This is a genomic window from Bacillus sp. PK5-006, assembly GCF_054161415.1.
In genome coordinates this window covers 449,067-469,866 of the sequence record NZ_CP096414.1, presented here as the reverse complement: position 1 = coordinate 469,866, position 20,800 = coordinate 449,067, and the positions used below count along the sequence as shown (strand labels likewise).

The following is a 20,800-nucleotide window of genomic DNA, read 5'->3' as shown; positions in this document are numbered from 1 at the left end:
TCTGCCTATCATTTATAAAGATTTCCTCATAATGATTTCTCCATCAAGCTGAATCGTTTGGGGCGCACTTTCATCCCCTTCTAGCCGCGTCTTGATTTTTTGCATGGCTGCTTTCCCCATTTCATGAGATGGCTGGGCAACCGTTGTGATTCCAGGTCCAATCAGCTTATACCATTCTGTATCATCAAACCCTGCAATGCCTATCTCTTTAGGTATCTTCACCCCAAGCTCTACAAGTTCACTAATCAGCTTCAGCATGAGTAATCCATTACCGGCTAAAATCGCTTTTTTCTGTTCGTTTGATTGTAAAAAACGGACAATCTCTTCACGCATTTGTTCCTTTTGCTTTAAATCAATTTCTGCAATGATCGGCTTCTTATGTTTACTCAAAGCTGTCTGTTCATATGCTTCCTTTCGTTCTTCACGAGGGCTGATTCCATCGACAGGCTCAGTAAAGAAAGCGATGTGATCATAGCCTTTCTCATACATTTGTTGAAGCAGCCGGATGGTGATATCACGGTTGTTCGTGGTCACTGTGTCTACTTTCAGTTCAGGCAGCTTCCGGTCCACAAGAACAATCGGTACACCGTTTTTCTTAAAATCCTCCAGAATGTCATTGTTCTGTCCTGTCGTATTGATGATGAGCCCTTCAATATAATGTGCATTCAGCTTTAGGAGCATTTCCCGTTCTTTTTCTGGACGATTATCTGTGTTGCACACCATGATGCTGTATCCATTTTCATCACAAATCTCTTCGACCCCGCGAAGTGTTGCCACAGAGAATGGATTCGTAATGTCGGCTACAATAAACCCAATGACCTTGCTTTTTCTGACCTTCAATCCTTGAGCAAGCTGACTCGGACGATAATGGAGTTCTTCAATGGCTTTCTTGATTTTTTTTACCTTTTCTGAAGAAATTTCATTTGTTCTGCCATTGATATATCTGGATACAGTTGATTTTGAGACCCCTGCATATGCTGCAACTTCATTTATGGTGACTTTCGTTTGCTTTTTCTCTTTCATTCAAAAAAACTCCCACAATTGATCTTCTCATTTGGTTCGAAACCGATTTCAAATAAACTTAAAAAGAGCATATCATAATTGAACGCATTTCAGAAGGTTTTTTTGCATGATGATAGAAAGAATTTGTCTAATCAGAGTAAAAGAAAGCGATTTCAAAATAACAGTTGACGGCGCTCTCTTTTTCCTCTAAAATTTTCCTTGAAACCGATACCAAATAAAATATCAATATTTGTTTCAGATGGAAAGGGAGGCTTATCCAAATGGAAAATCGTTATGCTGTACATCCTGAGCAGGTCAAACGTTTTACTACAGAGGAACTTCGTCGTCATTTTCATATTCCTACGCTGTTTGTCAGTGGTGAATTAAAGCTCTATTACTCGCATGAGGACCGCGTGGTGATTGGCGGAGCGATGCCGGCAGCTGAGCCAATCACACTAGATGCCGGAGACTTTTTACGGACGGAGTATTTTCTTGAAAGACGAGAAATCGGGATTGTGAATGTCGGCGGACAAGGAACGGTCACTGTTGATGGTGAGGCCTTTGTGCTGGAGCATAAAGATTTCTTATATATTGGCCTTGGTCACGAAGATGTACAGTTTACTAGTTCATCAGGCGAGCAGGCCAAGTTCTATTTAGTATCAGCCACGGCTCACAGGGCGTACCCTACGCAAAAAGCAGCCATCGCTGAATTAACACCAAACCACTTAGGGGAAGCAGCTGCTTCCAACGTACGAAACCTGTATCAAGTCATCCATGCAAGTGGCATCCAAAGCTGTCAGCTCATGATGGGCATCACTCAGCTTGAAACCAATAACACATGGAACACGATGCCCGCTCATATTCATGATCGCCGGATGGAAGTGTACTTATATCTTGATATCGAAGAGGATGCACGGGTCTTTCATTTTATGGGGGAGCCATCTGAAACGAGACATCTTGTGGTGGCAAATGAGGAAGCAGTCATTTCACCTGCCTGGTCCATTCATTCAGGCTCAGGAACAGCGAATTATTCATTTATTTGGGCAATGGCGGGCGAAAACTATACGTTCAAAGATATGGACTTTGTCCCAATGGATCAGCTGAGGTAACGAGGATGATGACAACTTCATATGCAGCGTCCCTCTTTTCCCTTGAAGGAAAAACAGCCCTTGTGACAGGTCCTGGAACCGGTATTGGGCAAGGCATTGCCGTCGCGCTTGCCAAATCAGGTGCAGATATCATCGGTACGTACCATCACACACCGCTTGAAGAAACAAAGACACTTGTCGAACAGGCAGGCCGATCATTTCATGCGGTTCAGGTTGATTTTTCTAATCCTCAGTCTGCAAAGCAAGCTGTCGATGCCATATTAAAGAAGCATACGATTGATATTTTAATCAATAATGCTGGAACCATTAAAAGAGAGCAGGCGGCTCACTATTCAGAGGAAGATTGGCATACGGTCATGGATGTGAATATCAACAGTCTCTTTTTCCTCACGCAAAAGGTTGGACAGCAGATGCTGAAAAATGGGCAAGGGAAAATCGTTAATATCGCCTCCCTTCTATCGTTTCAAGGCGGCGTCTTTGTCCCTGCTTATACAGCAAGTAAGCATGCTGTCGCTGGGCTGACGAAAGCTTTTGCCAACGAATGGGCAAGCCAGCATATTCAAGTGAATGCGATTGCGCCTGGGTATATTGCGACTAATAACACACAAGCCATTCGTGACGATGAAAATCGAAATGAAGAGATTCTGAAACGAATTCCCGCCGGGCGCTGGGGAAAGCCTGAGGATCTAGCCGGTGCTGCTGTTTTCCTTAGCTCACCAGCTTCTGATTATATGAACGGCCACATTTTAGCTGTTGATGGCGGATGGCTTGCAAGATAAACAAACGAGAGAATTCCTATCCAGGATTCTCTTTTTTCTATTTGTATAATTCTCCACCTTCCGAGTCACTCTATAAAAAACATGTGATGAGGGTGAGGTATTATGAAAAGTCGTATTGAACAAGATATAGCGTCCGTCATTAAGCGTGTCAAAAGCTTTGCCGGAAGAAGTGATGATATCGTGTTCCACTCTTTTTCATTTGGTCCTTCCACTATTTCTGCATGTCTCGTGTACGTTGAAGGACTCACAGAATTTGAGATGCTTTCTAAGCAAATCATTTCACCAATGCAAAAGGAACTCGACATCACTGAGGTTGGTTCTACTACACTTTCCTCCCTTTCAAAAACGTTCTTTGGCATTCAAAATGATGTGCTGGATGATATGAACCTTGCCATCGAGCAGTTATATAGCGGCAAGGCTATTTTATTTGTAGATGGAGCGGCTCAAGCGCTTGCGCTCCATACAAATCTTTTTCAATTTAGGGAAGTAGAAGAGCCGCAATCTGAAGTTCTAGTGAGAGGACCACGGATCGGATTTATTGAGAATCTTGAAAAAAACACGGCTTTACTCCGTGAACGGGCAAACGACCCAAATCTTGTGATTCAAAAGGTGAGTATCGGTACTCGCAATAAAAAATCCGCTGCTCTTGTGTATGTTCGCGATATTGCTGATCCTAAACTAGTAGAAGATGTTCTATCACGCATGACCGAAATCAAAATGGATGACATCCCTGAAACCGGCTATATTGAACAGTTGATTGAGGACAGTCACATCTCCATTTTTCCACAAATTCAAAACACAGAACGTCCTGACCGGGTGATTGCATCTGTGCTTGAAGGAAAAGTCTCCATTTTGCTCGATGGGACTCCTTTTGCCCTTATTTTACCTATGACACTTACAGCTTTAATGCAATCTCCGGAAGATTATTATCAGAGGTGGACAAGCGCGACTCTTTTGCGTTTACTTCGTTATATTGCCGTGCTCCTCACGATTTTTTTACCCGGGCTTTACATTGCACTTGTCTCTTATCATCCCGGTTTATTACCGACAAGAATGGCACTCACCATCGCAGGCAGCAGGCAGAATGTTCCCTTCCCTCCTGTTGTCGAAGCCATTCTCATGTCTTTTACGATAGAGCTGCTGCGTGAAGCTGGACTACGGCTTCCAAGAGCCATCGGACAGACAATTGGGCTCATTGGCGGCGTAATTATTGGTCAGGCAGCTGTCCAAGCTAATATCGTCAGTGCCTTAATGGTGATTATTGTGTCACTGACTGCATTGGCTGACTTCACGGCACCGTCATATGACTTTAGTTTCCCACTGCGTATTTTGCGGTTTATGGCGATTTTTAGTTCAGCATTGTTTGGATTATACGGCTTAATCATGTGTTATTTATTTGTGCTTTGTCACTTGATGCAATTAAAGACCTTTGGTTTTGACTATTTCACACCAGTGTTGTCTTCACCGTTTTCAGATCTAAAGGATACGTACGTTCGTTTACCAATCGGGCTATTTAAATCCAGACCAAAAACAGCAAAAATAAAAAATCTCAAAAGACAAGGAGATTAAACGATGTACAGACCTGAAAGGCTATCATTGTTACAAGTCACCATCCTCTGCAGCTCTACAATGATAGGCGCTGGAATTTTAACCATTCCACGCAGTTCTGCCAATTCAGGATACCCTGATGGCTGGATCATTGTATTAATACAGGGCGTCATCTTTGCTTTCGTTGCTTTTTTGTTGGGGTGGATTGCCGAAAAAAATGCACCAGACACCATTTTTGAGTCAAATACAAAAGGAGCAGGGGCATTCTTCGGGACGATCTTTAATTTAATGCTGGTCGCCTATTTACTAGGCATTGTCGGCTTTGAGGCACGTGTTCTTGGCGAAGTGGTCCAGTTTTTCCTGCTGCAATCGACTCCCATGGCAGTGATTGTAATGATTTTTCTACTTGTGGCGATCTATCATTTGAAAAGCGGTATCTTTCCAGTTGTCAAAATGGTGACCTATATTTATCCAATCACCATGGTCATTTACATAGCGCTCATGCTGTTTTGTTTGAAAATATTTGATTTTGATTATTTGCGTCCTGTGATGGCGCATGGTTTTAAAGATTTTAGTAAGCTGTTCTCTCAAACCTTTATTCAATTTACAGGCTTTGAAGTGATTTTGTTTATCGTGCCACTCATTTATAAAGACAAATGGTCGAAGGCAAAATGGGCAGCTGCCATCGGCGTTGGCATTACGTCTCTCGTGTACTCCCTCACACTCTTTATAGTGATTGGCTCCATGACCGTGGGTGAAACGAAATCTCTCACCTGGCCAACCGTGTCCCTCATTCAAGCGCTTGAAATTGAAGGGGTGTTTATCGAACGATTTGATATTTTCTTACTGACGATCTGGACGTGTCAGCAGTTCATTTGTATGCTGGGCTTTTTCCAGTTTGCGATTAAAGGCTGTTTCACCGTTTTTAAAACAACCAATTTAACGAGACTGTTATGGCTGCTATTTTTGATTACATCAGCCCTCTCACTTTTCCCTAAAAATATTAATGAAGTCTTTTACTATTCTACTTTACTCGGCTACGCATTGTTCGCGGTTTTAGCCATTCCTTTTATTACTGCTATCCTGCTGATGATACGCAAAAAATGGGGAGGTCGTTCTGCATGAAAAGAAGGCGTATACTGTTATTCTTTTTTTCCTGCTGCCTTATCCTTTTATCAGCAGGCTGCTGGGACTTAAAGGATATTGAAAAACTATCGTTTGTACGCGGTGTTGGCATAGATGAGGAAGAAGAGAATGGGGTTAAGCTGACCTACCAAAACCTTGTACCGAAAACGGGTGGAACACAAGAAGCCGATTCTCCCGGCTATGTGAATGTCGTCTCGAAGGGAAAAAATGTGTTAGAGGCTGTCAGTAATGTCGCCTTGAAGGACCCGCCGATCTATAGTGATCACCTGAAAATCTTCTTGTTTGGCAGAAATCAAGCGGAGCATCACGATATTCAAGGAACACTTAATCATTTTATTCGAGATGATGAGGTTCGGCGCAGCAGCTATCTCCTCGTGTCACGAGGAGATGCGTCAAAAGTCATCAACCAAAAATTGAAATCACAGCAAAAGGTTCCGGTTGAACATATCTTCGAAACATCCAAAAACCGAAGCTTTAACGGAAAAATCGCACTGCCAACACGTATTGGCCGGGCGTCTGATTACTTTCAGATGGGCGTTAGCTTCCTTGTGCAAAGTGTAGATGTGATCGACAGTGAAATTATTTATGATGGGGCAGGAATTATTCATGGGAAAACACGAAAGCTAATCGGTTTTATCCCGGCAAAAGATGTCCAATCTTTAAACTGGGTGATGGGCCGTATCACTGGCGGCGTTGTACCTGCCACCTACAAAGGTTATCCGATAACGTATGAAATAAAAAAAGCTAAAACGAAGGTCGAGCCCTATCTGAAAGATGGAAAGGTTTCCTTTAAAATTAACGTACAAACAAATGGAAAATTATCAGAGGATCAATATCCTCCAGAAAACTCATATGATGAGCAGTACATCAAACGATTTGAGCGGCTCTTTGCTCATAAAATTAAAGAACGCATTCAAAAAGCAGTAAATCATGTGCAAAAAGAAGTCGGCGTTGATCCCATATTTTTAAACCAGCAGTTCCGTATGAAATATCCCGACTATTGGGATCAGCATGGTACCGAGTGGGATAGGCTATTCCAAGAAGCAGACATCGATTACGATATCAAAGTGAGCATCTTGAACTTTGGCGCAGAAGGCGCAACAAAAAGCTTCAAATGGTAATACCAAAAGGCGGTTATCCCGATGAGGAACCGCCTTTTTTACGTACAACGATTAGAAGCTGGTATAGCGTCACTTGATCAGACAACTCTTTTGTTTGAAAGCCAAGTGATGCTCCTATCCTCGCCACCTCGTCAAAAAACAATTGGACGTTTTGATCAATCTGTACATTGATCGGCTGCTCGATCACGCGTTCAAACAATGGGTCTGGAAAAAGCGCACGCATCGTGTTTGGTGTGAAGAACCGCATATGGGTTCGGTCTAAAATTCCTACATCTTGATACGTAAAATCCCCTGTCATCAAAGGAAGAAGCACCTCTGCATGCATCATGTTAGGCAAACAGCAAATGATAACACCGCCTGGCTTTAAAGATGCGTGGGCTTGCTCAATGATGTGCCAAGGATCTGACACATGCTCTAAAACATCTGAAAAAATGACCGCATCAAAAAAGGCCTCTTTCTCTGACCATGGGTATTCATCTGCATTTGCCTCGATGATTTCTTCATAATACGCCTTTGCGACCGCTGCTTTTAACGTATCCGCCTCTACCCCGTACATGTGTACTGACTGACGATTCATTAGTTCAAGCCCGGTAGCCCCTGCGCCGCACCCAACATCCAGCACGCGAGCAGCGTCCTCAGGGAGTAATTCCGCAAAATACGGATGAGGGGTGATCAAATTTAGATCTATGCCCCACTTATCTAAAAATCGAAGTCTATTCTCAGTAAACAGTGTAGAGATGTTCGTTTCTTGATTGGCATTGAAGGTAGCATGACCATGATGATGCACAAAGGAATCATGCACAATTTGCAGCTGATATCCTTTTAGTAATGACCGCAAACATAGATCGTCATCCTCAAATGATCCATATACAAACCGCTCATCAAATAATCCCACATCCTCGATCAGCTTTCTTTTCACGAGCAAGCAAAACCCTACAAGCCGGTGCACATAAGTTCTCTGACCTTTTCTCTTAGACGTATACTCCTTAGCAAAGGCTGGGAGCTCCTTCACATCTGTATACGACGGCTGGACCATCTGAGGGCCGCTCACATAATTAGAGACGGGCCCCACCATCCCAATCCGCTCTGATGCAAATAACGCCTCTTTTAATGGAGGCAGCCAATTTTCCGTCACGATCGTGTCATTATTTAAAAAGAGAATGCTGTCTCCTGAAGCTTTTTTTGCTCCTTGATTACACCCCTTTGCAAAACCTTCATTCTCTTCATTATCAATGAAAATCACATCATCCAGCTCTCTTACATATTCCTTCGTGCCGTCAGTTGACGCATTATCGACAATGATGAGTTCATATTGGTCGCTATCCGTATGCTGTTTAATGCTATCGATACATTTTTTCGTCAAATGCAGTTCATTGTACGTCAGCATGACAATGCTTGTTTTCCCTTTCATCTCATTTCCACCTTTCTCCCGCCTGTTCCATATGTATGTGATAGGCAGCACGTTCAGAAGATGAGGGAATGACCTTTCTTGATTAAACGTTTGTTTAACATAGAAAAACCAGCTGCACACGGCAGCTGGCCATTGTTCATACCGTTTTTCCTTCGCCACTTGCGACGGCACGATTTCTCTTTTTTAAATCCTCTTCGATTTCTTCAAGACTTTTCCCCTTCGTTTCGGTCACCAAGTATTTCACAAATAAGAAGGCGCCTACGCCAATGACCGCATAGATGAGGAAAAGATTACTGATACCAATCGCGCTTAATAAAGCTGGGAATGTCAGCGAGATGATTAAATTTCCTGTATGAAGAAGGAAGGTCGAGACACCTGTACCGATTCCCCTGACATGTACTGGGAACAGCTCTGGGAGCATCACCCAAACGACTGGCCCCCAGCTGACAGCAAAGATGACGATAAAGAGACCTAAACAAATAACGGTTGTCCATCCTGCAGCTGTTGAACCTTCAAAAAATCGGTTGACCACTGACAGGACAATTAAACTAAGGACCATTCCTGCATTCCCAAATAGGAGCAGCGCTTTACGCCCTACACGGTCAATGATTTTAATGGCAACAAACGTCATAATGACATTCACTGCACCAATTCCAACAGTTCCTAAAATCGCTGCTGAATTCCCAAAACCAACACTTGTGAATGTTTTTGGTGCATAGTAAATGATCGTATTTGTACCGATAAACTGCTGCAGAAAGGCTAGGCCGACACCGGCAATCAATGCTGGGCGTACCCACGGCTCAAATAATTCCTTAAAACCGCCTTTCTCTTCACTTTCCGCCTTTTGAATATCTGAAATTTCTTCTTCCACTTCTTGCTGACTTTTTCTGAGTTGAGATAATATCTTCTTCGCACGGTCAGCCTGTCCGTGAACAAACAGCCAGCGGGGACTTTCCGGCATAAACAAAATCCCGAATAATAATAGAACAGAAGGAACAACCGCAATTCCAAGCATCAAGCGCCATGCCTCTGCATCCGCTAAAGCGTAGTTCACAATATAGGCAAGAAGAATACCAAATGTGATCATGAGCTGGTTTAAAGAGGACAGTGCCCCTCGTGATTCCTTTGGCGCAAGTTCAGATAAATATAATGGAACAATCGTTGTCGAACACCCGACAGCGAGCCCTAGCACAATTCGAAATAAGACCATCACTTCTGTATTCGGTGCAAGAGCTGTACCAAATCCGCCGATAATAAACAAAATAGCTGCGGCGATGATGGCTTTTTTCCGCCCAAATTGGTCTGTCAGTTTTCCAGAAAGAGAGGAACCGAGCATCGCCCCGATTAAAATCGAGCTGACGACAAGCCCCTCTGTAAACGCATTTAAACCTAAATCCTCTTTCATAAATAAGATGGCGCCAGAGATGACACCTGTATCATAGCCATATAAAGCACCGCCAAGGGCGCCGAAGAAATAAAGCCATCCATTCCGATTTTTCATATACATAACCCCACTTTTGTCTCTGTACTCTTATGAAAAGTCATTTTCCTCACTTCCTGTCATTTCAAACATTTCGATGTTTTATGACAAATATATTTCATTTGTGTATCTTTGAAACTTTTTATGAGAAGGAAACGTCAATTAAGCGTTAGTGAAAAAAATGTCGCACTATATCCCGTTTTAAGGTATATTTGTTTTAGTTTGTAAGCAGAAAGAAGGACATCTTTACTATAAAATCATAGCGAGGGTTTAAAATATATGGATCAATCACGAAGTAAACGCAAAGGGAAAAAGCGTTTAAAACCATGGGTGAAAGTCACTCTTTTTATTATTAGTATTCTTTTACTGACAACTGCTTCAGTCACAGGCTATGCCTACTATAAAATAACAAATGCTGCCAAAAAGGCTCAAGTATCTCTTGATCGCGGCGCACAATCTGTGAAACGGATTGAAGCATTCGATCCAGGAAAAGACAGCTTTTCTGTCTTGCTGCTTGGAATTGACAGCAGACCGGGCGAAACAGTGAAACAAGCACGAAGTGACGCAATGGTTTTGGCAACCATTAACCGCACAAATAAAACCGTTAAATTATTAAGCATTCCTAGGGACTCATACGTTAATATTCCAGGCCACGGTTTTGATAAAATTACTCACGCACACGCATTTGGCGGTGCAGATTTAACAGTGAGCACAGTTGAAGATTTACTAGATATTCCGGTCGATTTTGTCATCCAAAGTAATTTCGTAGCGTTTAAAGAAATCGTCAACGAATTAAACGGTGTTCCTATTAACATCAAGGATGAGTATCTTGTGAAACAGATTAAAAAGGATACAAAAGGCAAGGTTGTGCTTCAAACTGGAACTCATACACTAGATGGTGATCAAGCGCTCGCATATGTGAGAACGAGAAAAGCAGATAGTGACTTAATGCGTGGGCAGCGACAAATGGAAGTGTTAAAAGCCATTTTTGATAAATCAAAATCATTAACGTCTATTCCGTCATACGACAATATCATTGATACACTCGGTGATAATGTGTCAACCACCCTTTCTATGAAGGAGTTAGTCGGTCTTTTCCCGCTTCTGACTTCATTGAAATCGGTTGATACCATTCAGCTTAAAGGATCCGATTACCAGCCAAACGGCGTTTATTATTTCCAATTGGATCAAAACCAGCTGAACGAAGTAAAAACAGAATTGAAGAAGCAGCTTGAATTATCATAAATAAAAGCGTCCCTATGGGGCGCTTTTTCTTATTTCCTTGATCATTCACTGATTTTTGTTTAGCCTTGATAGAGAGGAATCAACCTTCCTTTTTTATGAGAATGAAGAAAATCGTACATACTTTGAAGAGGCTATTGCATGAATGAAGGAGGATTTGACAGCGATGAAAAAAATGATTGCGATTGATTTAGACGGTACACTCTTAAATACAAAAAGTGAAATATCCGCTCAAAACCGAGAGGCATTGATTCGTGCGAAGGAAGCTGGATATATTGTGACGATCTGTACAGGGCGGGCAACTTTTGATGTCAAGGAGCTGCTTGGCGATTTGGACATCCCCATTATTGCGGCAAACGGCGGGACTGTCCATACAGAAGGATACGAGCTCTTCAGCCGAATCACATTGGACCAAGAAGCGGGCAAGCGGGCTGCAAAGGCATTAGTGGAACGAAACATTTACTTTGAAGTCTATACAGATGATGCTCTCCTCTCTCCTTTTGATGGAAAAGAGAAGCTGAAAGCAGAATTTGATCTGATCAAAAGTGCAAACCCAAATGAGGATCTCGCTGATCTATGGGAAGGAGCCATGACGCAATTTAAACAATTTGGCATCAAACCAGTGGATGATATCCGTGAGATTTTTGAGTCGAACGAACCGACCTATAAATTACTCTGCTTCTCTTTTGATATGAACAAACTGAACGAAGCACGAAATCTTCTGGCAGACATGCCTGGGCTTTCATTGACCTCGTCTGGAAAGCATATTATTGAGGTGCTGCCAAAAGAGTCTGGAAAAGGACATGCCCTGAAAAAGCTCGCAGCCCATTATGGTGTAGACCGCTCACATATTTATGCAATTGGTGACAGCCCAAACGACCTTTCTATGTTTGAAGAAGCAGGCCACCGCATTGCAATGGGGAATGCTGTTGATGTCATTAAAGAAAAGAGCACCTTCATCACAAAAGGAAATCATGAAGACGGTGTCGCTTATTTTATTGATCTTCTTTTACAAAATCAATTCCATGAAAAAAAGACGCTTGTCTGATCAGCGCCTAGAGAGAAGTCCAGAAGTCCGATACAAGTATTGATCGGGCTTTTTCTTTATTTTTTGATTCTAACAGCCGTTTCATATTTGTCCTTCCAGTACGTACTTGTTTTCATATTGGTTAAGACAACACCGTTTGAGACAGTCACATGAATGACTTGATTGGATCCTGCATATATCGCCGGCATCAATGATGTTCCGCTGAAGAAGACAAGATCTCCCGGCTGAAGTTCAGAACGTTTCACAGGTGTACCTGCTTTAACTTGACCTGATGCATAGCGGGGTAGCTCAATGCCAAGCACTTTTTGATACACGTACTGCGTGAACCCTGCTGTATCAAATCCTTCCTTTGGGTTCGTACCGCCTTTGACATAAGGGACTTCACCAATATACGTAGCGGCTTTTGATACGATAGGGTCCTCTTTCGCAAGCTCCAGATCTGTTAACCGTTTCGCACCTGTCCATTTTTCGCGCCAATACGATTCAGACAAATAAGAAATTGTCACACTTTCAGAACGGCTCGCATGAATAAAGCGGTCGCCTCCAATATACATACCTACATGAGAAATTCCGGGCTTATATGTGTTGCTAAAAAAGACAAAATCCCCAGGGCGGATATTGTCTAATGATACTTTTTCTCCAACGATCCACTGCTGTTCAGCACTTCGAGGTAAATAAATCCCAAGCGATTTTTCAAATAAATACTGTAAAAATCCTGAGCAGTCGAATCCAGTCTTTGGATCTGCTCCTCCAAATTCATAAGGAATTCCTAAATAGGTCAGCGCATCTTTCACAAGAGGGTCATCAGAAATTTCTTGCGTGCCGGGCAGGCGTTTGACAGCATAAAATCGGTCTGTCCAATATTTGCTTTTGCTGACATCCGTTTTCACCACACCTTGACTAAGCGTGATGTGGATGACCTGATTGTTCCCAGCGTACAACGCCACATGTGTTGGGATATCCTTTGTTTCTTCAAGGCTTCGGAAATACACAAGGTCACCGGGCTGCGCTTTATCCCATGATACCTTTTTTCCAATCTGATATTGGTCGATTACCTTCCGCGGCAAATCAAATGTTTCGGATGTCTTGTACACATATTGAATAAACCCAGATGCATCAAAGCCCGTTTTTGGATCGGTTCCTCCTTTATGATAAGGTGTTCCAATCAGCTTTTCCGCTTGCTCCAAAAGAGATGGTGTTTGAGCAGATACCGCTGATTGAGACATGAACATCAGCCCAACAAGCGCACACCCTCCTATCAATATTCCTTTCCATTTCATGATCTTTTCCCTCCAATCTTCTATAGTTTCGGCATGACACCTTTCATTTTACACCCTTTTTCGACAAAAAAAGAGCACGCGATGTGCGTGCCCTTTATCCTTTTTAGGTTATTTACCTGCTTCCGCTTTTGACTGCTTTTGCTGTTCAATTTTCTGCATTTCAACCGAAATCTTTTGTTTTTCGTGATCTGTCAGACTGTCACTAAATTTAAAAGCAGACATAAAGACAAAGACTAAAATTAACGCAACAAACGGCCAGCTTGCTTTTAGGAATTTCATTTCTTCTCTTTCCCTCCGTTTTCTTTTAAGTTTTTAACTTTATCAGCGTGATCTACTTCAAAGAAAATGTGTCCGTCTTTTTCTTTCCAATCTGCATTCGTTCCATTGGTCAGCATACGGATAATGGCTTTTGATTCTAGAGATCCTGCTTTTACTGGAGCAGGTGTTGCTTCTTTGATGTACATTGGGACAACTTCAAATGTCGCTTTTCCATCTTCATTCAGATGATACTGAACAAGTGCAGAATCACGTGTTCTTGACCAGCCTTGGTCAAAAATAAAGTTGCCTAGGCTATAGAAAATCGCTGTTCCGTTATAGACTTCCATTGGTTCAAGGACGTGCGGATGAGCACCGATAATGATATCAGCTCCGGCCTTAGACATCGCTCTTGCCAATTCTCTTTGTCTGTCGTTTACTTCATTGTTGTACTCCTGTCCCCAGTGAGCATGAACAACGACGAGATCTGCCTTTTCAGCAGCCTGCGAAATCATCGGAATAAAGATAGATGGATCGGCTGGCAGAATACCCGCCTGGCGATTCGTTGCTTTGAAATCTTTCCCATACACATCTGTAAAACCAAGTGTAGCAATTTTGACACCATTTACTTCTTTATACGAAATGTTCTGCTTCGCATCTTGGAGGTTACGGCCTGCACCTGTATAATCCATACCATTTTGTTCAAAGGCATTGATCGTGTTGTTCAGCCCTTTTTCACCATAGTCTGCCGCATGGTTATTCGCAAAGTTTAAGACAGAGAAATTTAAATCCTTCAACGCTTGGACAGAATCTTCATCTGTTTTTAAATGAATATTCTTTTGGGCTGCCTGTTCCTTATCTGATGCGACGGGATGCTCAAAGTTACCTGTCACATAATCTGACACATCAAAATATGGCTTGGCATAACGAAAGAGATGCTCTTTTCCATAGCGGTCTGTTACTTTCTCTACGTTTCTTCCAAACATAATGTCACCGACAAACGAAGCGGTCAGGATGTTTTCTGGATTCTTTTGTACAGTTGGCACTTGTGCTTTCCCGATAAACGTAAATAGAAATGTACAAGCAATGACGATCGGTAAAGCAATTAATACGTGTTTATTCGTCTTTTTCTTTTGATTCTTTGTGATTTTCAGCAGCTTTTCCTGAAAGCTCAATTTTTTATTCATCATTGGACACACCTTATCTTAAAATAGATAGTAAACATACATGATGGCAAATGTTGCACCACTTAGAAGTAACGTGCTTCCAAGGGTAATTGTAAGACCTTGCTTTTGAATCGTATTTGCAATCAATCCAGGGACGATGATTCCGATTCCGCGGAATTCTGCTATTTCAAATGGGACCACTGGATAGAAGAAATCAAATATCAGCTTTAAGGCAATCCCTGTAATCAGCATCGCTGCAAACTTTCTGCGTCCGTATAAAATCATGAATTTTGATAAGCCAAAGCGAACGATCACATACGTAAGCAAGCTGACAGATAAGACGACTAAAATGAAGACTGGCTGGTTAAATACGAGCGCCAGATAACCCGGGACAACAAGTCCAGCTGGTACGATTCCTGTTTTTTCTGCAAAGATTAAACTAAGTAGAACACCTAAAATTAACGAGATATAAAGATCTGATCCGAACATTTTCTATATTTCCTCCTAGCTGACAAGCTGCTTAATTTTGTATTCTTGAATTTTTTCGATTAACGGTTCAGCGGCACCATGGATATTGCCGACTCCATAAACCACTCGATTATGAAGCTTTTTCTCAAGCATATTCATAATTTCTTCTGTAGATTGATATTCAAGGTTGTGTAAGTGGTCAGCCGGAATTTTCCCTTCCTCATATGCCTTCACAATTGGATCAGTTGTTTCACCAATTAAGACAAGATCACTTGCTTCAATATATGGAAGTACATCCTCCGCAAACTGGATCGTTCTATCTACCCGATCCGCACGGCAGTTCATAATAATAATCGGTTCATCTGTTGGATATCCAATTTCTTTCACACGCTTCCAAATGTTCAATGTAGATGCTGCGTCATTTGCCGCAAATCCATTTACAAAGTGTCCAGGTGTTTTCGCGTCCATTAATGGGAGAATTCTCATCGCTCCTGGATCAGGCGGCGCATTTAACATTCCTCTGAATGCCGTATCTTCATCAATCCCTAATGCTTGGGCAACACCAAGTGCCAGTGAAGCATTATCTGGGAAAACCATGTACTCAAATTTCCGCAAAAACTCATCGGAAATCTTGGAATTATCCGCAACAATGACTTCTGTGTTGCGTTTTTTCGCAATCTCTTTAAAGAAATCTGTATATTCACTATCCGTAATAACCAAGTGTCCATTGTAAGGAATTGTCGCTGTAAAGGCTTCTGCTATTTCATCAAGTGTCGGCCCCATAACGTCCATATGGTCTTCAAGAACGTTTACGATCACGCCAATATTTGCTTGAAGCAGCTCTTCCTGAAAGATAATTTGGTAATCTGGATTTACTGCCATACATTCACTGACGATGGCATTTGCTCCTCTTTCAACTGTTTCTCTCATAACTTCCTTCTGCTCTCCGATATTCGGTCCTTGCGGTTTCCTTTTAATCGGTTTCTCCTCTGGCGTATCCCAATAAATCATTCTTGCATCCGTTCCCGTTGTTTTACCGACAGTTTTATAACCTGCCTCCATTAAGATACCGGTTGTCAATCTTGTGACGGTAGACTTTCCGCGAATACCATTAATATTGACGCGCACCGGCAGGGCATCGATATTTTTCTGATGACGCTTCTTTTCAATAAAGCCAATCCCTAACATGATGACACAGGCTATAACGATTAACCACATCGCTATCTACATCTCCTTTTTTTATGAGTGTGATATGTAAATTCAATCAACAGTATATCTGTTCAGCATAAAATCACAATCGGTATTATGTAACATAATCTTTCACTTCCTCGTATGCCAAATTCCTCTAATCAGAAGGCTTTTTTGCCTACCCATCCTTTAAATGAAAAGGCCAAAAGGCGGACAAAAATCAATCTGAATTTCTGCTGAATTCATGAGAAAGCGTTACCATCAATGATCCGAAAATCTTTTGTCCTTTTCTCCCTAAATTTTTTGACAATTATTAAGATGTATTTTGAATCAATGTTTTAAAGCCCGCTCTTCTCTATAACATCAGTCATATCAGCGCTTTAAATGAATAGTGCGTGTTTTGGAATGTTTTATATTTTTGAACGAACAGGTTAGAAAGTCATCCTCATTGGTCAGATTGCTATGTGTTGACCTATGACAAAGGTCACCTCTAAAAAAATCAAGTCATATGCTTATTTTTAGGTCACGAAAAATTGGGATAAGATGTAAATATTTGATCATTTCGGTGTACCTTCTCTTTACGATATTCACACCTTATGACCTAAACAATGAAACATTATTCATTTGTTTTTATCAAGATTCATCATTTCTTAACATTTTTAATGTGAATTTAGTTGAAAGTTGTCAGCTTATTTCATGCTTTCCCCAAAGAAGACGAATAAAATCCGCTTCTCCGCTTACACTATGGGTAAAAAATCTGTGAGAGGAGGCTAAAGATGCCAAACACCAATGAGCAGACACGCCTGCATTTTTTATCAGGCAGCTTCGAGGAAAAAATCCGTATCCTAAAAAAAACATTTCAGCAAAGCGGCGATTTTGAATACCGAGAGTTAATGGTGAATGAAACAAAATCTGTGCTGTTCTTTATTAAAACAAGAATAGATGAAGGCAAATTAAATGATTTCATTATCGGTAACTTGTTAGGCTCTCCTGGAAAGCAGAATTATATAAAGTCTCTTAGCACACTTGAAACAGGCGACTTGACGCTGATCACAGACAGTATTATTGCGGGAAGTATTGCCTTTCTTGATGAAAACTCCTCGCAAATCAAGCTGTTTGCTGTCGGACAGCCGCCGCTGCGCTCTATTACTGAACCGTCTTCTGAAAGTATTATCGCGGGTGCACATGACGGGTTTGTTGAAAGTCTTGATACCAATATTTACTTACTGCGTTCGCATTTAAATGATCGGAAGCTCGCCATTCAATATCATAAGGTCGGTACAAAATCGGAAACAAGGCTTGCAACGGTTTATATATCTGATATTGCCAATCAAGAAAAGGTCGAAGAAGTCAACAGACGGATTTCTTCTATTAAAGTAGACACACTGATAAGTCCTGGCTCTATCGTTGAGGCAATTGAGGAAGATTCATATTCTATTTTCCCGCAGCTGATTGATACAGAACGTCCGGACAAGGTAAGATCTGCGATTCTTGAAGGCAGAATAGTCGTACTCATGGATGGCAGTCCAATGGCCATCATTCTGCCTATCACGTTCTTTAGTTTTTTTCAGTCGCCGGATGATTATAACAGCCGCTGGATTCCTGCTACGTTTATTCGTATTCTTCGTTATCTTGCCTGCATCATCGCAGTCATATTGCCATCTTTTTATATTGCGGTTATTGCGTTTCATTATGAGGTTGTCCCAGATGAACTAGCTATTACGATGAAGAACTCTATTATTGGCATCCCTTTTCCTCCATTGATTGAGGCTATGCTGATGGAGATCACAATTGAACTTATACGTGAGGCTGGGGTGCGTCTGCCTAAACCCATCGGGCAGACCATTGGCATCGTAGGAGGTTTGGTTATTGGGGATGCGGTTGTACAAGCAGGACTTATTTCGAATGTCCAAGTGATAGTAGTCGCTGTGACGGCTGTCGCTTCATTTGTACTTCCGTCGTTTGAAATGACGTCCACCATCAGGATGCTTCGTTTCCCGCTCATGTTTATGGCATCGATGTTTGGATTTATTGGCATTTCATTTGGGCTTGCCATTATTCTCATGAATTTATGCCGCCTAGAATCACTAGGGGTGCCATATTTATCACCTGTTGCTCCCTTTAACTGGCAGGACTTAAAAGATACTGTGGTTCGACTCCCAATGTGGATGTACAAAAACCGCCCTGTTTATTTAAATCCGCAAAAGAACAAACAAATTGAACAACTGAGAGGGTGGAAAAAGAAAAATGAAAAATAAAATATCTCCACCTCAAGCTGTTTTTTTTATCATCCAATCTCAAATTGGTGTTGGTATTTTAGCGCTCCCCCATTTGCTAATGAAAGACATGGGACACGATGGCTGGATGGCAATAATTGTCGCGTGTTTTTTTATCCAAATCATCAATACCATTTTTCTTTATATCATCTACAAGTATCCAGAAACGTCATTTTTCCAAGCGCTGATTGAGGTCTTTGGAAAATGGATTGGACGCACCTTGGTCGTGCTCTATACGGTATACTTTGCTTCGGTTTGCATTGTTGTACTTTCTATATTCACAAGGATTCTTGGCATATGGGTGCTCCCGCTCACACCAAACTGGGTGATTAACCTATTACTGATGATATGCATTGTCTATATCGCAAAGGAGCAAATTACAGCCATTGTCAGGTTTAACTTTATCTTAACTCCCTTTTTGCTCATGCTCTCTCTATTGATGTTCTATTCATTGAAAGGAACCAATATTGATTACCTTCTGCCCTTTTTCCAAACAGATATTTCTCAATTTCAGCTTGGATTGAAGGACGTGGTGCTGTCAATGAATGGATTTGAGATGATTTTAATCATCTCTCCACTGATGAAGGGCACCATTAAGGAACGATATAAAGTGATGACCATTTCAAATATATGCACGACGCTTTACTACCTATTTATTACATTAATTTGTTTTATGTTTTTCAGCCCAGCTGAGCTTGATGTTATCCCGAATCCTGTTTTGTATCTATTAAAAACCATTACATTCGGTGTCATTGAGCGCACGGATTTAATTTTTCTAAGCTTTTGGGTCTTTGTCATTTTAGCCACACTGAGTAATTATCTGTACTTTTGTGCAAATGGTGTGTCCAGTATGCTGAAGAAAAAAAATCACAAAAAATATGTCTACTATTTTGCCATTTTGATTTATGCTGCAAGCTGTTTTCTTTCAACTGATAACTTTAGAATTCAGCGCTTCAATGACTTTACTACCGCTGCACAATATTCATTTATATACACACTTCCGATCATGATGGCCGTTATCATCTTTATCAAACACCGCAAAAAGAAGGTGAAATCACATGCATCATAGGTACATATTGACACTGCTTATGTGTGTTTCCCTCATTTTCATGCCTGGCTGCTGGGATCAAAACCTATTAAAAGACATCTCTCTCGTATTAACTTCAGCTGTTGATCAAGGAGAGGATGACAATGCGAGATATTCGATTACCTATCGAAAGGTGCAGCAGTCTCAAAGTATGCAGCAAGGGAATTCAGGCAGCTATTTAACCACTGTTCTCACAACCGATGCGCCTACTTTAAGAAAAGCAAGAAGCAACTTTAGCCGGAGTGTAGACCAAAAAATTGATATGTCTAAAATGAGGGTGCTGCTGATCGGTGATGAATTTGCCCAAAACCGGCTGCTCCCTTACTTAGATATGTTTTATCGCGATCCCAAAAGCCCTTTGCTCGCAAACTTGGCAGTGGTGCAAGGCGGGAGTTGTGTGGACTTAATCAATTCTCTGCTCAAGGAAAAACTCATTGTGAGCGACTATTTAAACAACCTGATCACTTCTGCATCACGCTCCTCACAAGTTGCACCTAAGAACATTCAAAATATCCGGTCCAAAATGCTGCAAACCGGCGAGGATTTCACACTGCCATTACTCTACTACGATAAATCAAAAAAGTTAACGAGTGTAAGGGGGGTCGCCTTATTTGATAATGAGAAAATGAAAGGAGAACTTTATGCGCAAGATGCCATTCTGCTCACCATCATGGATGGAAAAATGGGCAGTTATGCAAACTTCACAAAAAAAGTAAGAAGTGATATGAAATCAAAAGAGAACAATTACATCAGCATTCAAGTTACCGATACAAAAAGAGACATTAAAATCGTCAATCCTGATCATCGAAACGTAACCTTCTCTCTTGAGTTTGAATTCAATACCTCTGTTATTGAATATCCGAAAGATAATTTAGATACAGACAAGAAAATTAAAATGCTAAATAAAAGGCTGTCAGCTATTTTGACTAAAGATGCCGAAAGAGTCATTGCGGCCCTGCAAGAAGCAAATTCTGACGTCCTAAGCCTTGGCAGAAAATATAGGGTAAAACACTATGATGAATATATGAAAATGAACTGGGTCACCGATTATCCGAAGGTGAAAATCATTCCAAAAGTGAAAGTGAACATTACACAAACAGGTATTATTAGTTAAGAAAAGGAAGAAGCCTTCTTTCTTTTCTTTTTTTATTTTTTTTAGATTGTCATTTCGATGCTTTCGTGATAATCTATGTG

Annotated in this window: 18 protein-coding genes; 10 read left to right on the top strand and 8 right to left on the bottom strand. The window is 41.3% G+C overall.

The features are described 5' to 3' along the window. Positions 1–12: 12 nt before the first annotated feature. Positions 13–1,023: a LacI family DNA-binding transcriptional regulator gene (locus M1D84_RS02360; RefSeq protein WP_206534267.1), complete on the bottom strand. Its 1,011-nt coding sequence runs from the start codon at positions 1,021–1,023 to the stop codon at positions 13–15. 260 nt (positions 1,024–1,283) lie between these two features. On the opposite strand from M1D84_RS02360, the gene kduI reads away from it, so the two are divergent. From kduI to M1D84_RS02335, 5 genes are all read left to right on the top strand, one after another. After that, positions 1,284–2,111 (top strand): 5-dehydro-4-deoxy-D-glucuronate isomerase, encoded by an 828-nt coding sequence (gene kduI, locus M1D84_RS02355; RefSeq protein WP_332285004.1) that lies wholly within the window; start codon positions 1,284–1,286, stop codon positions 2,109–2,111. A 5-nt stretch (positions 2,112–2,116) separates the two neighbouring features. Continuing rightward, complete coding sequence (gene kduD, locus M1D84_RS02350) at positions 2,117–2,890, top strand: 2-dehydro-3-deoxy-D-gluconate 5-dehydrogenase KduD (protein WP_024423660.1); 774 nt, start codon at positions 2,117–2,119, stop codon at positions 2,888–2,890. A gap of 102 nt (positions 2,891–2,992) precedes the next feature. Then, complete coding sequence (locus M1D84_RS02345) at positions 2,993–4,459, top strand: spore germination protein (RefSeq protein WP_024423661.1); 1,467 nt, start codon at positions 2,993–2,995, stop codon at positions 4,457–4,459. 3 nt (positions 4,460–4,462) lie between these two features. Next, a complete protein-coding gene (locus M1D84_RS02340; RefSeq protein WP_024423662.1) occupies positions 4,463–5,563 on the top strand; it encodes a GerAB/ArcD/ProY family transporter in 1,101 nt (366 codons plus the stop codon). Further along, entirely contained in the window at positions 5,560–6,705 is a 1,146-nt protein-coding gene (locus M1D84_RS02335; protein WP_332285008.1) for a Ger(x)C family spore germination protein, read from the top strand. The genes M1D84_RS02340 and M1D84_RS02335 overlap by 4 nt, the downstream gene beginning before the upstream one ends. Before the next feature lie 13 nt (positions 6,706–6,718). On the opposite strand, the gene M1D84_RS02330 is transcribed toward M1D84_RS02335, so the two are convergent. Further along, a complete protein-coding gene (locus M1D84_RS02330; RefSeq protein WP_185853895.1) occupies positions 6,719–8,116 on the bottom strand; it encodes a bifunctional glycosyltransferase family 2 protein/class I SAM-dependent methyltransferase in 1,398 nt (465 codons plus the stop codon). Between the two features lie 136 nt (positions 8,117–8,252). Continuing rightward, entirely contained in the window at positions 8,253–9,617 is a 1,365-nt protein-coding gene (locus tag M1D84_RS02325) for a sugar porter family MFS transporter (protein WP_103131702.1), read from the bottom strand. 258 nt (positions 9,618–9,875) lie between these two features. On the opposite strand from M1D84_RS02325, the gene M1D84_RS02320 reads away from it, so the two are divergent. Together M1D84_RS02320 and M1D84_RS02315 are read left to right on the top strand one after the other, a co-directional pair. After that, on the top strand, positions 9,876–10,841 hold the full coding sequence (locus M1D84_RS02320) for an LCP family protein (RefSeq protein WP_025093927.1): 966 nt from the start codon (positions 9,876–9,878) through the stop codon (positions 10,839–10,841). 163 nt (positions 10,842–11,004) lie between these two features. Beyond that, entirely contained in the window at positions 11,005–11,886 is an 882-nt protein-coding gene (locus M1D84_RS02315) for a Cof-type HAD-IIB family hydrolase (RefSeq protein ID WP_185853896.1), read from the top strand. Positions 11,887–11,942: 56 nt separating this feature from the next. Here M1D84_RS02315 and M1D84_RS02310 read toward each other — a convergent pair whose 3' ends face one another. The 5 genes from M1D84_RS02310 to pgsB all read right to left on the bottom strand — a co-directional run bounded on the left by M1D84_RS02310 (position 11,943) and on the right by pgsB (position 16,273). Beyond that, on the bottom strand, positions 11,943–13,166 hold the full coding sequence (locus M1D84_RS02310; RefSeq protein WP_151039790.1) for a C40 family peptidase: 1,224 nt from the start codon (positions 13,164–13,166) through the stop codon (positions 11,943–11,945). A 108-nt stretch (positions 13,167–13,274) separates the two neighbouring features. Then, on the bottom strand, positions 13,275–13,445 hold the full coding sequence (locus M1D84_RS02305) for a hypothetical protein (protein WP_087976066.1): 171 nt from the start codon (positions 13,443–13,445) through the stop codon (positions 13,275–13,277). Next, positions 13,442–14,608: a CapA family protein gene (locus tag M1D84_RS02300; RefSeq protein ID WP_024423669.1), complete on the bottom strand. Its 1,167-nt coding sequence runs from the start codon at positions 14,606–14,608 to the stop codon at positions 13,442–13,444. The genes M1D84_RS02305 and M1D84_RS02300 overlap by 4 nt, the downstream gene beginning before the upstream one ends. A gap of 18 nt (positions 14,609–14,626) precedes the next feature. Next, entirely contained in the window at positions 14,627–15,076 is a 450-nt protein-coding gene (gene pgsC, locus M1D84_RS02295) for a poly-gamma-glutamate biosynthesis protein PgsC (RefSeq protein ID WP_007497520.1), read from the bottom strand. Positions 15,077–15,091: 15 nt separating this feature from the next. Further along, positions 15,092–16,273, bottom strand: coding sequence for a poly-gamma-glutamate synthase PgsB (pgsB, locus tag M1D84_RS02290; RefSeq protein WP_024423670.1), 1,182 nt, complete (start codon positions 16,271–16,273; stop codon positions 15,092–15,094). Positions 16,274–17,019: 746 nt separating this feature from the next. On the opposite strand from pgsB, the gene M1D84_RS02285 reads away from it, so the two are divergent. Genes M1D84_RS02285 through M1D84_RS02275 form a run of 3 tightly spaced genes read left to right on the top strand, consistent with a single transcriptional unit; the run spans position 17,020 to position 20,720 of the window. Continuing rightward, positions 17,020–18,501, top strand: a complete 1,482-nt coding sequence (locus M1D84_RS02285; protein WP_024423671.1) for a spore germination protein — start codon at positions 17,020–17,022, stop codon at positions 18,499–18,501. Continuing rightward, entirely contained in the window at positions 18,491–19,588 is a 1,098-nt protein-coding gene (locus tag M1D84_RS02280) for a GerAB/ArcD/ProY family transporter (RefSeq protein WP_024423672.1), read from the top strand. Before M1D84_RS02285 ends, M1D84_RS02280 begins: the two co-directional genes overlap by 11 nt. Next, positions 19,578–20,720, top strand: a complete 1,143-nt coding sequence (locus tag M1D84_RS02275) for a Ger(x)C family spore germination protein (RefSeq protein ID WP_024423673.1) — start codon at positions 19,578–19,580, stop codon at positions 20,718–20,720. Before M1D84_RS02280 ends, M1D84_RS02275 begins: the two co-directional genes overlap by 11 nt. The last annotated feature ends 80 nt before the right edge of the window (positions 20,721–20,800 follow it).

Bases quoted from the DNA above. Each gene is read 5' to 3' on its own strand.
- M1D84_RS02275 (WP_024423673.1), top strand. From the start codon at position 19,578: ATGCATCATAGGTACATATTGACACTGCTTATGTGTGTTTCCCTCATT.
- M1D84_RS02330 (WP_185853895.1), bottom strand. From the start codon at position 8,116: ATGAAAGGGAAAACAAGCATTGTCATGCTGACGTACAATGAACTGCAT.
- pgsC (WP_007497520.1), bottom strand. From the start codon at position 15,076: ATGTTCGGATCAGATCTTTATATCTCGTTAATTTTAGGTGTTCTACTT.
- M1D84_RS02300 (WP_024423669.1), bottom strand. From the start codon at position 14,608: ATGAATAAAAAATTGAGCTTTCAGGAAAAGCTGCTGAAAATCACAAAG.
- M1D84_RS02315 (WP_185853896.1), top strand. From the start codon at position 11,005: ATGAAAAAAATGATTGCGATTGATTTAGACGGTACACTCTTAAATACA.
- M1D84_RS02305 (WP_087976066.1), bottom strand. From the start codon at position 13,445: ATGAAATTCCTAAAAGCAAGCTGGCCGTTTGTTGCGTTAATTTTAGTC.
- kduI (WP_332285004.1), top strand. From the start codon at position 1,284: ATGGAAAATCGTTATGCTGTACATCCTGAGCAGGTCAAACGTTTTACT.
- M1D84_RS02345 (WP_024423661.1), top strand. From the start codon at position 2,993: ATGAAAAGTCGTATTGAACAAGATATAGCGTCCGTCATTAAGCGTGTC.
- M1D84_RS02280 (WP_024423672.1), top strand. From the start codon at position 18,491: ATGAAAAATAAAATATCTCCACCTCAAGCTGTTTTTTTTATCATCCAA.
- M1D84_RS02320 (WP_025093927.1), top strand. From the start codon at position 9,876: ATGGATCAATCACGAAGTAAACGCAAAGGGAAAAAGCGTTTAAAACCA.
- M1D84_RS02360 (WP_206534267.1), bottom strand. From the start codon at position 1,023: ATGAAAGAGAAAAAGCAAACGAAAGTCACCATAAATGAAGTTGCAGCA.
- M1D84_RS02340 (WP_024423662.1), top strand. From the start codon at position 4,463: ATGTACAGACCTGAAAGGCTATCATTGTTACAAGTCACCATCCTCTGC.
- M1D84_RS02285 (WP_024423671.1), top strand. From the start codon at position 17,020: ATGCCAAACACCAATGAGCAGACACGCCTGCATTTTTTATCAGGCAGC.
- kduD (WP_024423660.1), top strand. From the start codon at position 2,117: ATGATGACAACTTCATATGCAGCGTCCCTCTTTTCCCTTGAAGGAAAA.
- pgsB (WP_024423670.1), bottom strand. From the start codon at position 16,273: ATGTGGTTAATCGTTATAGCCTGTGTCATCATGTTAGGGATTGGCTTT.
- M1D84_RS02325 (WP_103131702.1), bottom strand. From the start codon at position 9,617: ATGAAAAATCGGAATGGATGGCTTTATTTCTTCGGCGCCCTTGGCGGT.
- M1D84_RS02310 (WP_151039790.1), bottom strand. From the start codon at position 13,166: ATGAAATGGAAAGGAATATTGATAGGAGGGTGTGCGCTTGTTGGGCTG.
- M1D84_RS02335 (WP_332285008.1), top strand. From the start codon at position 5,560: ATGAAAAGAAGGCGTATACTGTTATTCTTTTTTTCCTGCTGCCTTATC.